The following is a 15107-nucleotide window of genomic DNA, read 5'->3' as shown; positions in this document are numbered from 1 at the left end:
CCGGCCAGGCCGCCCACCTGCTGACCGACCTGGCGACCGAGATGCTCGGCGGCCCGCCCCCGGTGAGGCTGCGCGCCTGGGACGGCAGCCTCGCCGGCCCCGCCGGCGCCCCCGTCGTCCACCTGCGGTCCCGCCGCGCGCTGCGGCGCCTGCTGTGGCAGCCCGACGAACTCGGTCTCGCCCAGGCGTACATCAGCGGCGAGCTGGAGATCGAGGGAGACCTCACCGAGGCGCTGCGCACCGTGTGGCAGGCGGCCCGCGACACCGGCATGCGCCCGCCGAAGGCCGGCCTCGCCGACCGGGCGCGCGCCGCCGCCGTGCTGCTGAAGCTCGGCGCCGTCGGTCCCCGCCCGCCCCAGCCGTCCGCCCCCGCCGCGCGGCTCGGCGGCAGGCTGCACAGCCGCAGCCGCGACCGTGCCGCCATCAGCCACCACTACGACCTGTCCAACGACTTCTACGAGCTGCTGCTCGACCCGTCGATGGCGTACTCGTGCGGCGTGTGGACCCGCCCGGACGATCCGGAGTACGGCCTCGCCGACGCCCAGCACGACAAGCTGGAGATCATCTGCCGGAAGCTCGCGCTGCGACCCGGCGCCCGGCACCTGGACATCGGCTGCGGCTGGGGCTCCCTGACCCTGCACGCCGCCGAGCACTTCAAGGCACGGGTGACGGCCGTGACCCTGGCCCGCCGTCAGGCCGAGTTCGTCCGCGCCCGGGTGAAGCAACGCGGCCTGGAGGACCGGGTCGAGGTGCGGCTGTGCGACTACCGCGACATCGACGGCGGCGGCTACGACGCCGTCTCCACCATCGAGATGGGCGAGCACGTCGGCGACGCCGAGTACCCCGCCTTCGCGCGGACGCTGCACGGAAAACTGCGGCCGGGCGGCCGGGTCCTGGTGCAGCAGATGTCCCGCGGCTCCCACGCCCCCGGCGGCGGCGCCTTCATCGAGTCCTACATCGCCCCGGACATGCACATGCGGCCGCTGGGCCGGACGCTGGCGCTGCTGGAGGACGCGGGCCTCGAAGTCCGGCACACCGAGTCGGTCCGCGAGCACTACGTTCGCACCATCCGGGCCTGGCACGACACCCTCGAGGAGCGATGGAGCACCTTCACCGGCCTGGTCGGCGAGCACACCGCCCGGGTGTGGCGGCTGTACCTGGTCGGCGGTGCCCTGGCGTTCGAGGAGCGCCGGATGGGCGTCGACCAGCTGCTCGCCGTCCGGCCCACGGCGGAGGGGGACGCCGAGATGCCGAGCACGCCGCGCGCCTGGTACGCCGCCGAAGGGCTGAGGTGAGGCGAGAGTGAACGACTTCCCCTGGGACGCCTTCGCCGTCAACCTCGCGGTCGCGGCGGGAGCCTCACTCGCCGTCCTCCTCGCCACCTTCGCCCTGTCCCTGGTCAAGGGCGTGCACCGGATCGTGGACGTCGCCTGGGGCGCCGCGTTCGCCGCGGTCGCCGTCGCCTCCTTCGCGACGGCGGCCGCCGGCGGCCACGGCGACACGGGACGGCAGCTGCTGCTGACCGCGCTGACCGTGGTGTGGGGGCTGCGGCTGGCCGTGCACATCGGGCGCCGGGGCGCCGGGCACGGCGAGGACCCCCGCTACGCGAAGATGCTCGCCAAGGCGCCCGGCAATCCCGCGCTGTACGCGCTGCGCATGGTGTACCTGCTCCAGGCCGCCCTGGTGTGGCTGGTCTCGCTGCCCGTCCAGGCCGGCCAGTACGTGCCCGCCGGTCCCGGATGGCTCGCCGCCGCCGGCGTCGCCCTGTGGGCGACCGGCATGTTCTTCGAGGCGGTGGGGGACGCCCAACTGCACCGCTTCACGTCCGACCCGGCGAACAAGGGCCGGCTGATGGACCGCGGCCTGTGGTCCTGGACCCGGCATCCCAACTACTTCGGGGACTTCTGCGTGTGGTGGGGGATCTTCCTGGTCGCCGCGGGCGACCCGGGCGTCGCCGCACTGTGCGCGATCGCCCCGCTGGTGATGAGCTACCTGCTGATCTGGGGGAGCGGCAAGCGCCTGCTGGAACGCCACATGGCCGAACGCCCCGGCTACGCGGCGTACGCCCGCCGCGTCAGCGGCTTCTTCCCCCGCCCCCCGCGCCGGTCCGAGGGGTAGGACCTGCCCGGCGGACCTTCTCGTGCGACGGAGCCCCCGGGCCCGGGGGCTCCGTCCGCCCGGGGCTCCGTCGCTCCCGTGGCCGCTCGGGCTCCCGGCAGCGACGGAGGCGGGGCGGACGGCTCCCCCGAAGAGGTCGTCCGCCCCGCCCCTCCGGGAGGGCCGTCAGGCCGGCAGCTCCATCAGTGCCACCGGTTCCGACGTGGGCTGCTCGGAGCCCCCCGCGGGCTCCACCGTGATGCCCATCCCGGTCGCGTCCCCGACCGGGCCCTCCATCAGCACGGCCCCGGTCCGTTCACCGGACTCCATGAGGCCGGCCGGCCGCATCGTGCCGTGGTCGCTGAACCAGAGCTGGTAGACCTTGCCCTGGGGCGCCTCCGGCATCCCGGAGGCGAAGAACGCGGCCTTGTCCTCGCTGCGCGAGACCACGACCGAGCCGCTGGCGCCGTCGGGCAGCTCTCCGACCGCGACCCGGGCGTCCTCGGCCGCCAGCACCCGGGCGATGGTCTCGCCGCGCTGTTCGGCCCGCTCGGCTCGTTCCTGCGCGTCCTGTGCGAGCTGGTACTGCCAGACGGAGACACCGCCGAGCGCCGCCGCCGCGGCGATCGACGCCGCGAGGGCGAACCGCGGCAGCCGCCGCACCCGGCCGGAACCCCCGCCACCGGGCCGCCGGTGCGACCGGGGGACCTGCGGCGGTTCCTGGCGCACGTTGGCGATCTCGGCGAGCACCCGCTCGCGCAGCGCCGGAGGCGGTGTGAGCGCGGAGGCGAGGCCCAGCTTGGCGGCCGTCGCGCTCAGCTCCCGCACCTCCTGCGTGCAGGACTCGCACGCCCCGAGGTGCCGCTCGAACTCCTCGCGCTCGGCGTCCGGCAGCGCATGAACGCTGTAGGCGCCGGTCAGCGTGTGCAGATCGGCCGTGGTCATACGCTCACCCCCAGGCAGTCGCGCAGGCGGATCAGTCCGTCCCGCAGGCGTGTCTTCACCGTTCCCAGCGGCAGCGCCAGCAGCTCCGCCACCTCACGGTAGGTATGGCCGCGGTAGTAGGCCAGGGTCACCGACTCGCGCTGGACCTCGGTCAGGGTCCGCATGCAGCGGCGCACCTGCTCGCGTTCCAGTCGCGCCTCCACCTGCTCGGTGACCTCGTCGAACGCGGGCGTACGGTCCAGCAGGGCCGCACGATGCTCCCGGTTGCTCGCCGCCTGGGCGGACCGTACGCGGTCCACGGCCCGGCGGTGGGCCAGCGTCATCACCCAGGACATGGCGCTGCCGCGTTCGGGCTGGTAGCGCGCGGCGCACCGCCAGACCTCCACCAGCACCTCCTGCGCGACCTCCTCGGACTGCGCCGGATCCCGCAGAATGCTGCGGACCAGGCCCATGACGGGCCCGGCCACGGCCTCGTAGACGGTGGCGAACGCCTTCTGGTCGCCCCGCGCCACCTGTCCCAGCAGCTCGGGCAGGTCAGGACCCGGCTCCCGGGGGGCGTCGGTGAGCCGCGCGTCGTGCCTCATGAAGGCCCGCCTTCCGGCCTGGCCGGTAGCGGCGGTCGGGGCGGAGCGGCAGCTGCCATGTGTTCCTCCGGGTTGCCGGCGGCCCTGGAGGGCGCCGAGTCCTGCGCGGTGACGTGCTTGATTCGTCGCCGCCGCCTGCATGGATTGGTCGTCGCGGCAGCACGACGGCACGACCGCCGAGCGTAGCGGCGGCCGTGCCGCGAAGCCGTCCGGGCCGGGGCGGGCCGGCGGGGGAGGGGTCAGCCCAGCCAGTTCATGGTGTCCGGGTCGGGCCCCAGGCGGGCCCCCGCGTCCAGGGCGGCGATCCGCTCCCTGTCCTCCGCGTCCAGCTCGAACCCGAACACGTCGATGTTCTCCCGGATGCGGGAGGGGGTGACCGACTTCGGGATCACCACGTTGCCCGTCTGGAGGTGCCAGCGCAGCACGACCTGCGCGACCGTGACGCCGTGCTTCCGCGCGATCCCGCCGAGCACCGGGTCCTGCAGCAGGTCCTTCCCCTGGCCCAGCGGCGACCAGGCCTCGGTGGCGATGCCGTGGTCGGCATGGAAGGCGCGGGGAACGGGCTGCTGGAGCCGCGGGTGCAGCTCGATCTGGTTGAGCGCCGGCACGGTGGCGGTCTCGTCGATCACCCGCTGGAGGTGGGCGGGGTTGAAGTTCGACACGCCGACGGCGCGGGCGCGGCCGTCGGCCAGGATGCGCTCGAAGGCCTTCCAGGTGTCGACGTAACGGTCCTGCTCGGGCACCGGCCAGTGGATGAGGTACAGATCGACGTGGTCCAGGCCGAGGCGGGCCAGGGAAGCGTCGAAGGCCCGCAGCGTCGCGTCGTAGCCCTGGTCGCTGTTCCACAGCTTGGTGGTGACGAACAGCTCCTCACGCGGAATGCCGGAGGCGGCCAGCGCGCGCCCGGTGCCCTTCTCGTTCTCGTAGATCGCGGCGGTGTCGATGCTGCGGTAACCGGCCTCGAGTGCGGCGCCGACCGCGTCGGCCGCCTCGTCGTCGGGCACCTGCCACACGCCGAAGCCGAGCTGGGGCATCTCGACGCCGTTGTTCAGGGTGAGGGTGGGGACGGTGGGGGTGGTCACCGGTTGCGTCCTAACGAGTCGGCTGTGCGTTCTCCTGGGGCCAACGATCACCGGCCGCCGCACATTCCCGCGTCCCGCACCCGTCACCCGCCGGCGCTCCGCCCGCACCGGGGGTGAGGTCACCCGTGGTACAGGGCCTCGATCTCGACCGCGTACGCCTTCTCGATCGCGCTCCGCCTCAGTTTCAGGGACGGTGTCAGCATGCCCTCCTCCTCGGTGAACTGCGCCGCCAGGATGCGGAAGGTGCGGATCGACTCGGGCTTGGACACCTGCGTGTTGGCCGCCACCACGGCCCGCCGGATCTCCGTCTCCAGATCGGGGTCGCGCACCAGTTCCGCCGGGCCCATCCGCGGCTTGTGCCGCATGGCGAGCCAGTGCTCCACGGCCTCCGCGTCCAGGGTGACCAGCGCCGACACGTACGGCCGGTCGTTGCCCACCACGATGCACTGCCCGACCAGCGGGTGCGCGCGTACCCGGTCCTCCAGCGCGACCGGTGAGACGGTCTTGCCGCCCGAGGTCACCAGCACCTCCTTCTTCCGGCCGGTGATCGTCAGGTACCCGTCCTCGTCCAGATGCCCGAGGTCGCCGCTGGCCAGCCAGCCGTCGTGCAGCGTCGCGGCGGTGGCCTGCGGGTTGTTCAGGTAGCCGCCGAAGACCTGGCCGCCGCGCAGCCACACCTCGCCGTCGTCCGCGACGCGCACGGTGGTGCCGGGAACGGGCCTGCCCACCGTCCCGAACCGGGTCTGCTCGGGCGGGTTCGCCGTCGCCGCGGCCGTGGTCTCGGTCAGGCCGTACCCCTCGAAGATGCGCACCCCCGCTCCGTCGAAGAACAGCCCCAGCCGCCTCTCCATCGCGCTGCCGCCCGACATCGCGTGCACGCACCTGCCGCCCAGCGCGGCCCGCAGCTTGGCGTACACGACCTTGTCGAAGAACTGGTGCTGCACCCGCAGCCCGGCGCCGGGCCCCGGCCCCTTGCCGAACGCGCGCTGCTCGGCCGCCTCCGCGTACCGGACGGCCACGTCGACGGCCTTGTCGAACGCCGTGATCCTGCCCTCCAGCTCCGCCTTCCGCCGGGCCGCCCCGAAGACCCGCTCGAAGATGTAGGGGACGGCGAGGATGAACGTCGGGCGGAACGCCTCCAGGTCGGGCAGCAGCGCGGCCGCGTTCAGGTTCGGCTGGTGGCCGAGCCGCACCCGCCCGCGGATCGCCGCCACCTCCACCATCCTGCCGAAGACGTGCGCGAGCGGCAGGAAGAGCAGGGTCGCCGCCTCGTCGCCGGGCCGGGAGCGGAACACCGGCTCGTAGCGGGTGACGATGTTGTCCGTCTCGGCCATGAAGTTGGCGTGCGTGAGCACGCAGCCCTTGGGCCGTCCCGTGGTGCCCGAGGTGTAGATGACGGTCGCCACGGTGTCCGGGGTGAGCGCCAGCCGGTGCCGGTGCACCACCTCGTCGTCCAGATGCGCGCCGGCGGCCGTCAGCTCCGCCTCGGCGCCCGCGTCCAGCTGCCACAGCCGGCCCAGGCCCGGCAGCCGGTCCACCACCGACCCGATCGTCATGGCGTGGTCCTCGTGCTCCACGACCGCCGCGGACACGCCCGCGTCGTGCAGCATCCAGTACACCTGCTCCGCGGAGGACGTCGGGTACACCGGCACGGGCTGCGCGCCGACCGTCCACAGCGCGAAGTCGAAGAGCGTCCACTCGTACCGCGTGCGCGACATGATCGCGACACGGTCGCCGAACCGGACCCCCTGTGCGAGGAGGCCCTTCGCCAGCGCGAGCACCTGGTCGCGGAACGCGCCCGCGGTCACGTCGCGCCACACGCCGCCCTCGTCCTTGCGGGCCAGAGCGACCCGGTCCGGGTCCGTCGCGGCGTTGTCGAAGACGGCGTCCGCGAGTCCGCCGACCTGCGGTTCCGTCACCAGGGCGGGGACGGTGATCTCGCGCAAGGGTCCGCTCCTCCAAGGGCAGGGCAGCACAGGCGTGGCGACCGTATCCGATACCCGACGCTCCGCGGGAGGAGCCGCTGAGCAGCGGGGTGGGGCAATTCTGGTCACTTCGGCCGGTGCACAGCCAGGGCGTTGCCGCTCACCGACCACATCTGCACCGAACCTCCTCCACGCGGTCCGGACCAGCGATGCATCCCGGCCACCCGGGTTCGGGGAGGCGTGCGCCCGCCGTCCCGGGACCGGCCGGGGCAGGGCCGTCGCGGGGCGGACGGCTGCGGGACGCCGTACGGCCGTCTCTCCGACACCGTCCGTTCGCCCGCATGCCGTGGGATGGCGGACACGAGGGGTCCCACGGCCAGGAGGGCCGCGGAGAGGGACGCCGAGCCCCCGAAGGCAGGGGGCCCGTCCCGTCCCCGGCAGGACGTTCACTCCAGGAAGGCGCCAGCAGTATGCGGGACCCGCGCACACAGACCGTCGGCAAAGGACTGCGGCGCCGGGGCCGGCTGCTCGCCGAGGCACTGCGGCCCCCCGCCGGGGCAGCCGTACGGCCCCGGCCCCCCGCCGCCCCCGCCCGCCCCGACCGCGAGGAGAAGGGGTACGTCGCGCCGCACGCCGGCCGGCTGGTCGCGTCGCCGGTCTTCCTCCTCTCCCCGGTGCGTTCGGGCTCCACCCTGCTGCGGGTCCTGCTCAACAGCCACTCGCAGATCCGCGCCCCCCACGAGATGCACCTGCGCACCGTGCACGTGCGGATGGGCCGCGACTTCACCCCGGGCGCGATGCGCGAACTGGAACTGGACAAGGAGGAGCTGGAGCACCTGCTGTGGGACCGCGTGCTGCATCTGGAGCTGGAGCGCAGCGGCAAGAGCCTGATCGTCGACAAGACCCCGCCCAACACGCTGATCTGGCCCCGGCTGGACCGCTGCTGGCCGCAGGCGCGCTACCTGTTCCTGCTGCGCCACCCGGCGGCGATCGTCAGCTCGCTGGTCAACCGCCGCCAGGACCCGGACCCGGCACAGATCCACGACGAGGTCCTCGCGTACGCGGAACGGCTGGAGGAGGCCCGGCAGAGCCTCACCGGCCTGACCGTGCGCTACGAGGAACTCACCGCGGAGCCGGAGAAGGTCACCCGGGAGATCTGCCGGCACCTCGGCGTCGAGTGGGAGGCGGGCATGCTCGACTACGGAAGCCGCGACCACGGCGCGTTCCGTCCGCACATCGGCGACTGGAGCAGCAACATCCGGTCCGGGCGGATCCAGCCCGCGCGCAGCGGCGCCACCCTCGACGGCCTGCCTCCGCGGCTGGCCCGCCTCGCCGAGACCTGGGGCTACGGGGCCGGCGACTGAACCGGCAGCGGCTCCAGCCGTCCGGCACCCGCGTAGACGTTCATCGAGCTGCCGCGCAGGAAGCCGACGAGGGTCATGCCCGTCTCGTCCGCCAGCTCCACGGCCAGCGACGAGGGTGCGGAGACGGCCGCCAGCGCCGGGATGCCCGCCATCACGGCCTTCTGCACCAGCTCGAACGACGCCCGCCCGGACACCATCAGCACCGCTCCCGCCAGCGGCAGGAGCCCTTCGCGCAGTGCGCGGCCGACCAGCTTGTCCACCGCGTTGTGCCGGCCCACGTCCTCCCGCAGGTCCAGCAGCTCACCGGCGGGGGAGAACAGCGCGGCCGCGTGCAGCCCGCCGGTGCGGTCGAAGACGCGCTGCGCGGAGCGCAGGGTGTCCGGCAGGCCGCTGAGGACCGCGGGCGTGAGGTGCAGCGGCGCCGCCGAGCCCTGCTCGGGCCGCCAGCGCGCGGTGGTGCGCACGGCCTCCAGGCTCGCCTTCCCGCACAGGCCGCAGGAGGAGGTGGTGTAGACGTTCCGCTCCAGCGAGACCTCCGGCACCGGGACGCCTTCCGCCAGCCGCACGTCGACGACATTGTAGGTGTTCGCGCCGTCCTCGGTCGCGCCCGCGCAGTAGCGGATGTGCGCGACCTCGCCCGCGGCGGCGACCACGCCCTCGCTGACCAGGAAGCCCGCCGCCAGCGCGAAGTCGTCGCCGGGGGTGCGCATGGTCACCGCCAGCCGCCGCCCGTTCAGCCGGATCTCCAGAGGCTCCTCGACCACCAGCGTGTCCGGCCGTTCGGAGACGGCGCCGTCCCGGATGCGGACGACGCGGTGTCGTGCGGTGACCCGTCCCATGGCGGCGGTTCCTCCTCCTCGTGCGGCCAGCGGTGTGGCCTGGGGTGTGGCCTGGGGTGTGGCCTGCGGTCATTCTCCCGCACGGGTGCCCGCGCCCGCCGCGCGGCGAACCGGAACGCTGCGGTGGGCCGGGGCGCGCCGGACCGGGGCCACAGCACTAGGCTGGCCCGATGACGGAGAAGCGGCCGCTCGCGGTGTTCGACCTGGACGGCACCCTGTCCGACACCCGGCACCGGCTGCACCACGTCGCCTCCGCGCCGCGCGACTGGGACGCCTTCTTCCGCGCCGCCGCGGACGACCCTCCGCTGCCGGACGGCATCGCGCTCGCCCGGGACTGGGCCGAGCGCTGCGACCTCGGCTACGTCACCGGCCGGCCCGAGCGCTGCCGCCGGGACACCGAGGACTGGCTCGCCGCTCAGGGGCTGCCCGCCGGCGAGCTGTGGATGCGTGACGACACCGACCGCCGCCCGGCCCGCGTCACCAAGCCGCGGCTTCTCCAGCGGGTGGCGCGCCGCCGCACCGTCGAGATCGTCGTCGACGACGACCGCCTGGTCTGCGACGCGTACCGCCGCGCCGGGTTCACCGTCGTCCTCGCCGACTGGATGCCGCCCTCGGAGGCTCTGGAGGAGGCCCAGGAGGACACCGGCCGCACCTGAGCCGCCCCGCGCGCCCCGCCCGGGCCACCGCGTCACGCGACGGCCACCACCTCCCCCGACTCCCCGGACTCCCTCGGCTCTCCCGGCCGGAGCGCGTCCCGCAGGCGACGCGCCTCCCGCACCCGGCGTGACGACCCGCCGGCGGAGGCGACCGCGTCCAGCCCCACCACGGTGTCGCCCGCCGGGCGGCAGCGCTCGGCGCAGTCCGCCGCCACCTCCAGCAGCTCGCCCGCGCTGCGGTGCGGCACCTCGCCCGCCAGCACCACCGGCAGCACGGGCCGCAGCACCGACCACGCCGTGCGGTACGCGCCCGTCTCCGCCAGTGATCGCACCGCCGACGTCAGCCGGTTGCCCTTCACCGCCCCGACCCCGACCAGCGTGCCCAGCTCGCCGCCGAGCGTCTCCGGGGCCAACTGTCGCCGTGCGGCCAGGACGAGCAGCGCGTCCACCGCCGCGAGGCGGTCCTCCGCATGCCTTGCGCCCAGGCCGTACGCCAGCGCGAGGTGCAGCGCGAACCCCGCCGTATCCCCGGGAGCCGCCTCCGCCTCGGCGAGGGCCGGCAGGTCCCGGGCGGTCGTACGGGCGCCGCTGTCGGCGCATGCGGCCAGCGTGGCGAGCCGCCGGGCGGCGACGGCCTCGCGATGCCACGGCAGGACGCCGAGCCACGCCGCCGACTCCGCCCCGTGCCCGTAGTGGCCCGCGGCCGAGGGGGTCGCGGCGCCGATCCGGCCGAAGACCTCGTGGAAACCGTCGCCGCGCCCGGTCGGCAGGCCCTCGTCCCGGACGAGGATGCGGCGCGGACTCACCTCCGTGTACCACTTGGTGCGCCAGTGCACCCGCTCCGGCTCGTCGACGCGTGCGCCCACCGGCGCCGGGAGCCCGCCGTTCGCCAGCCAGGCGGCCAGCCGTCTGCCGGGCCGCCCGCCCAGCTCGGCGGCGGGCGCCGCCCACCGGGCGTCCGGACGCACCCGCAGCAGCGCCTGGTCGAAGTCCGCGGCACCCGGCCGCAGGCCGAGCCGCCGGTAGGTCCGCAGCCGCTCCAGCAGGGTCTCCGGTTCCAGGGCGCCGCTCTCCCCGTCGGGAGCGGCCAGCAGCATCGGCATCCCTCCCGTGAGGATGCCGGCGGCGGCCTCGCGCACCCGCACGGCCCGTACCGCGGTGGGGGCGTCGTAGTGCCCCGCTCCCGTGGCGGGTTTGCGCAGGTCCCGGCGGGAGAGTTCGCCGATCACCGCGGCGACCGCGTCCGCGACGCCCCAGCTCCCGGAATGCCGCTGCAGCCATTCGCGGGCGATCGGCTGCCTCGCCCAGACCGGACGCAGCGCCTCCGCCAGCCCGGTACGGTCCCGGTGGGCGTGCCGGACGAGGCCGTCCAGCACGCGCTCGAACGCGGGGACGCCGGCCGGCGTCCAGCCGCGGTTCGACGCCGCCGCGACCTCCTCGACCAGTTCGTCCACCGTCTCCGGCGCGGGGGCCGCGCGGGCGGGTTCCGGTGCGGGCGGCAGCAGTTCCTCGTACGGTTCCTCCTCCGGTGCCGCCGCGACCCCGCCGAACTGCTCGGCGGCGCGGCGGCGGAGCGAGGGGCCCAGCAGCGCGGAGGCGGACGCCACCTCGGAACGTGCCGCGGGGTCCGCCTTCCGCCAGTGCCGGGCGGCCAGCCCCAGCGCCCGCTCCTGGACCTCGGCGTCCGGGTGGCCGAACGCCTCGGCGGTGACGGGGAGCAGCACGGATACGGCCTCCGGGTCACGGCTCATCGCCTTGCCCAGCAGCACCAACTGGGCGCGCACCAGCTTCCGTTCGCTGCGGAAGAGCACCCCGCGGGACGCCTCCGCCAGCGGCTCCGCCGCCAGCCGGCCGGCTTCCCACAGCCGGCGCAGCGTCCGCAGCGCGTCGTCCGCCACGGCGGCCGGCGCGTCGGCCGCGAGCCACACCCAGTCCCGTTCGCGCGCGGCCAGTTCGTCGTCGTCCGGGGCCAGCGCGGTGAGCAGGTCGCGGAAGAAGCGCAGGTTCCCCGGCCGGTCCCCGCGCAGCAGGCGGGCCACCGCACCGTCCAGCAGGGCCGCACGGTCCAGCACGCCCTCACCCGCCAGCGCGGCGAGCGGCTCGGACCATCCGAACTGCGCCAGTACGGCGCCCGCGTCCTGCGCCTCGAACAGCCGGGGCACCAGGACGGTGAGGAACGGGTCGAGGCGCAGGCGTGCCGTCAGCGTGTCCCCGGCGTCGCGGCGGCGCACCGACGACCGGCCCCGCACCCAGCCGCGGACGAACCCGTCCGACGTCGGCGGCGGGCCGCCGGACAGCCGGGTGAGTTCCGCGACGAGGGGGAACAGCTCCTCGGCGCGCGAGGGGCGGCCGGCGAGGCGGTGGGCGACGTCGGCATACCAGGCGGCCTCGCGGCCCCGCATCGCCGCCACCAGATGATCGGAGCAGCCCCGTCCGGTCCACGCGAAGTCGCGTGACAGCAGCCATGCCGTCGCGCCGGAGGCCGCCGAGTGGCAGCCGGTGCCGGCGACGTAGAGCGCCGTGCGGCGCTGCCACTGCCGGAAGTCCCCGCGCATCGCGCCGCGCAGCGCTTTGAGCTCCGGAAGGCACGCGCGGCGCGCCGCGTCGTCCAGCGGCTCCAGCAGGGCGAGCACCTCGTCCACGGGACGGCCCTCGCGCACCGCGTCGAGCAGTTTCTCCGCGGTCATCGCGCGCCCCCGCCCGTCCGCACGGCCGGGGCGGCGTCCGCCGCGCCCGCGCCGCGGCGCACCATCCGCACGGCAAGCGCGTGCTTGCACGGTCCGCGCCCGCCCCGGTACTTCGCCCACCAGGGGCAGGTGCAGCTCGGCACGCCGGCCGCCTGGCGCACCCGGTACGGATGCCCGTCGGACAGCACGGTCGCCGTCTCGCCGTCGCCCGGGTCCAGGGCCACGGCTCCGGAGGCCACCAGGGTGCGTGCCGCGCGCAGCCGGGGGTTGTGCCGTTCGGCACGGTCGGCGTCGTAGGGGAGTTCGCGATGGAAGTAGGCGGCCTCGGCGGTGTCGTAGCCGACCCGGCCCGCGGTGCCCAGCCGGGTCAGAGCAGCGCGTATCCGCTCGGGCGGCAGCCCCGCCTGGTCGGCCAGATCGGCCACGTCGATCCGCGGCTCCCATGCCAGCAGCACCGCGACCAGCTCCGCGTCGGCCGCCGCGTCGTCGTCGGCGAGGGCGTCCAGCACGGCGCCCTCGCCCGAGAAGCCGCGGGAGGCGTCGGGGGAGAGGGTGAGGGTCAGCCGCATCCCCGGCAGCACGACCTCCCACGCGGCGGCCAGCGGGCCGGCGCCCGCCGCGACCGGCGGCCCGTAGACCCGCAGCGCCTCGGCGTGCCGCAGCACCCGCTGGAGCGCCACCAGCCGCTCCGGGCCCGGCAGGCAGACCGCGCCCGGCACCGGCCGGGTGGTGGGCCGCAGCGTCCGCCCGGCCGGCACCACCCAGCGGGCCGGTGCCGCGCGCCCGGCGCCGCCGCGCGGCAGCGACCGGAGGAACCGTACGGCTTCGCCCGCCGGCAGCTCGGCCCGCAGGTCGAAGCCGGCCGCTATCACCTGCGTCTCGGCGAAGCCGCGCAGCCAGCGTTCCGGCAGCGGCACCTTCTTCTCCAGCACCGGGCCGTCCAGCGTGGTGACCGCCAGCTCCTCCGGCCCCACGCGCAGGTGCAGCGGGTCGCCGGAGCCGGTGCGGGACAGCGCCTCCCGCAGCGGGTTGTTGACGTCCACGTTGGTCGTGCCGTGGCCGGTCTCGCCACCGTCCAGGCCCTCCCGCAGCACGTCCAGCCGGGCGTAGACGCCGCAGCACCCGGAGAAGGACTCGAAGCGCAGCCGGTCGCCGTTGCCCGTCACCACCGGATCGAGTGACGCCGGCGACAGGCGCTGGTAGTACCGGGCGGCCGCGACGTCGGCGACGGCCAGCAGCGCGTGCGCGGCGGCCTGGGGATGCGTCAGGAAGCCGCGGAAGAAGCCCGGATGGGCCTCGGTGCCGCGCGGGGTCAGCCCGCCGGAGGTCTCCAGCCCCAACAGGCCGCCGGCCGGGCCGGATCGCACGGACGAAGCTCGAAGATAGGCGTACGCCTGGGTCGTTCGCGTCATGATCGGAACGCTAGAGGCCGGGACTGACAACGCCCCTTTGTCCATTCGGGGGAGAAAGTCTGACGGATTCCTGCACGACTTCTTCCCTCTCCGGGGAGCCGCTGCTACGTTTCCTGGGAAATCCGGCCCCGAGGCCCGCTCCGAGCGGGAGGGCCACCGAGTGACCGGAGTTCCCCATGCCGGAGACCAGGGGAGGGAGAGGCAGCGTGAGGCGCATGACCGCTCGACCGGGCAACGCCCATCAGGCGCGGCTGCTCCGCCTGCTGCGCGACGGCGGCCCCAGCTCCCGGGCGCAGCTCGGGGACGAGGTGGAACTCTCCCGCTCCAAGCTGGCCGTCGAGGTCGACCGGCTGCTGGAGACCGGCCTGGTCGTCGCCGACGGGCTCGCCGCCTCGCGCGGGGGCCGCCGGTCGCACAACATCCGCCTCGCGCCCGGACTCCGCTTCCTCGGCATCGACATCGGCGCCACCTCCGTCGACGTCGCCGTGACCAACCCGGAGCTGGAGATCCTCGGCCACCTCAACCACCCGATGGACGTGCGGGAAGGACCGGTGGCCGTCTTCGAGCAGGTGCTGACGATGGTCGGCAAGCTGAAGGACTCCGGAGTCGCGGAGGGCTTCGACGGCGCCGGCATCGGCGTTCCGGGACCGGTCCGCTTCCCCGAGGGAGTGCCGGTCGCCCCGCCGATCATGCCCGGCTGGGACGGCTTCCCGGTCCGGGAGGCGCTGAGCCAGGAACTCGGCTGCCCGGTCATGGTCGACAACGACGTGAACCTGATGGCCATGGGCGAGCAGCAGGCCGGAGTCGCCCGCCACGTACCGGACTTCATCTGCGTGAAGATCGGCACCGGCATCGGCTGCGGCATCGTCGCGGGCGGCACGGTCCACCGCGGCACCACCGGCAGCGCCGGGGACATCGGCCACATCCAGGTCGAACCCCGCGGCCGGCAGTGCGCCTGCGGCAACCGCGGCTGCCTGGAGGCGTACTTCGGCGGCTCCGCCCTCGCCCGCGACGCCGAGTCGGCCGCCCGGGAGGGCCGTTCGGCCGAACTCGCCAGCAGGCTGGAGACGTCGGGCAGGCTGACCGGAGCCGACGTGGCCGCCGCCGCGGCCGCCGGCGACGGCGCCTCGCTGGACCTCATCCGGGACGGCGGCGCCCGCACCGGTCAGGTCATCGCCGGCCTGGTCAGCTTCTTCAACCCCGGCCTGGTCGTCATCGGCGGCGGGGTCACCGGCCTCGGCCACACGCTGCTCGCCAGCATCCGCACCCAGATCTACCACCAGTCCCTGCCCCTGGCGACCGGCAACCTCCCCATCGTCCTGGGCGAACTCGGCCAGGTCGCGGGCGTCACCGGCGCCGCACGGCTCATCAGCGACCACCTGTTCTCCCCGGCCTGACGGCCGGCCGCACGTACAGCGCCACCGGAACCACCCGCCCGACCCGGCACCGCCCTCGCGGAGCGCACGCCTCCGCGAACCCGTGAACCGAACCCGTGAGAGCGCTCGCACCCGCGGCG

12 protein-coding genes are annotated in these 15107 nt (G+C 75.0%); 5 read left to right on the top strand and 7 right to left on the bottom strand.

What is annotated here, in order from left to right:
- The first annotated feature begins 41 nt into the window (after positions 1–41).
- Positions 42–1295: a cyclopropane-fatty-acyl-phospholipid synthase family protein gene (locus RM572_RS15215; RefSeq protein WP_311673922.1), complete on the top strand. Its 1254-nt coding sequence runs from the start codon at positions 42–44 to the stop codon at positions 1293–1295.
- Positions 1296–1302: 7 nt separating this feature from the next.
- A complete protein-coding gene (locus tag RM572_RS15210) occupies positions 1303–2118 on the top strand; it encodes a DUF1295 domain-containing protein (RefSeq protein ID WP_311673884.1) in 816 nt (271 codons plus the stop codon).
- A 165-nt stretch (positions 2119–2283) separates the two neighbouring features.
- Here RM572_RS15210 and RM572_RS15205 read toward each other — a convergent pair whose 3' ends face one another.
- The 4 genes from RM572_RS15205 to RM572_RS15190 form a co-directional block, all read right to left on the bottom strand.
- Positions 2284–3042, bottom strand: a complete 759-nt coding sequence (locus RM572_RS15205; RefSeq protein ID WP_311673882.1) for an anti-sigma factor — start codon at positions 3040–3042, stop codon at positions 2284–2286.
- Positions 3039–3626 (bottom strand): sigma-70 family RNA polymerase sigma factor, encoded by a 588-nt coding sequence (locus tag RM572_RS15200; RefSeq protein ID WP_311673881.1) that lies wholly within the window; start codon positions 3624–3626, stop codon positions 3039–3041. Before RM572_RS15200 ends, RM572_RS15205 begins: the two co-directional genes overlap by 4 nt.
- 239 nt (positions 3627–3865) lie before the next feature.
- On the bottom strand, positions 3866–4660 hold the full coding sequence (locus RM572_RS15195; protein WP_311673921.1) for an aldo/keto reductase: 795 nt from the start codon (positions 4658–4660) through the stop codon (positions 3866–3868).
- Between the two features lie 167 nt (positions 4661–4827).
- Complete coding sequence (locus RM572_RS15190) at positions 4828–6654, bottom strand: AMP-dependent synthetase/ligase (protein WP_311673880.1); 1827 nt, start codon at positions 6652–6654, stop codon at positions 4828–4830.
- Between the two features lie 449 nt (positions 6655–7103).
- Here RM572_RS15190 and RM572_RS15185 point away from each other — a divergent pair, with 449 nt between their 5' ends.
- On the top strand, positions 7104–7997 hold the full coding sequence (locus tag RM572_RS15185; RefSeq protein ID WP_311673879.1) for a sulfotransferase family protein: 894 nt from the start codon (positions 7104–7106) through the stop codon (positions 7995–7997).
- Here RM572_RS15185 and fdhD read toward each other — a convergent pair.
- Positions 7979–8836 carry a formate dehydrogenase accessory sulfurtransferase FdhD gene (gene fdhD / locus RM572_RS15180; RefSeq protein ID WP_311673878.1) on the bottom strand — a complete coding sequence of 286 codons (858 nt, stop codon included), beginning with the start codon at positions 8834–8836 and terminating at the stop codon, positions 7979–7981. The genes RM572_RS15185 and fdhD overlap by 19 nt on opposite strands.
- 170 nt (positions 8837–9006) lie before the next feature.
- Between fdhD and RM572_RS15175 the strand changes: the two genes are divergently transcribed.
- The gene (locus tag RM572_RS15175; RefSeq protein ID WP_311673877.1) at positions 9007–9492 is read left to right on the top strand and encodes a phosphatase domain-containing protein; all 486 of its coding nucleotides are present in this window, start codon (positions 9007–9009) and stop codon (positions 9490–9492) included.
- Positions 9493–9524: 32 nt separating this feature from the next.
- Here the strand turns inward: RM572_RS15175 and RM572_RS15170 are convergent, their stop codons facing one another.
- Together RM572_RS15170 and RM572_RS15165 are read right to left on the bottom strand one after the other, a co-directional pair.
- Positions 9525–12179 (bottom strand): DUF6493 family protein, encoded by a 2655-nt coding sequence (locus RM572_RS15170; protein WP_311673875.1) that lies wholly within the window; start codon positions 12177–12179, stop codon positions 9525–9527.
- Positions 12176–13591, bottom strand: coding sequence for an SWIM zinc finger family protein (locus tag RM572_RS15165; RefSeq protein ID WP_311673874.1), 1416 nt, complete (start codon positions 13589–13591; stop codon positions 12176–12178). The genes RM572_RS15170 and RM572_RS15165 overlap by 4 nt, the downstream gene beginning before the upstream one ends.
- 215 nt (positions 13592–13806) lie before the next feature.
- Here RM572_RS15165 and RM572_RS15160 point away from each other — a divergent pair, with 215 nt between their 5' ends.
- On the top strand, positions 13807–14988 hold the full coding sequence (locus RM572_RS15160) for an ROK family transcriptional regulator (RefSeq protein ID WP_311673873.1): 1182 nt from the start codon (positions 13807–13809) through the stop codon (positions 14986–14988).
- The last annotated feature ends 119 nt before the right edge of the window (positions 14989–15107 follow it).

Origin of the sequence: Streptomyces hazeniae (assembly GCF_031845485.1) — a bacterium.
Lineage (GTDB): Bacteria > Actinomycetota > Actinomycetes > Streptomycetales > Streptomycetaceae > Streptomyces > Streptomyces hazeniae.
The sequence above is the reverse complement of the archived record's forward strand: the minus strand, read 5'-3'. Positions and strand labels throughout refer to the sequence as shown.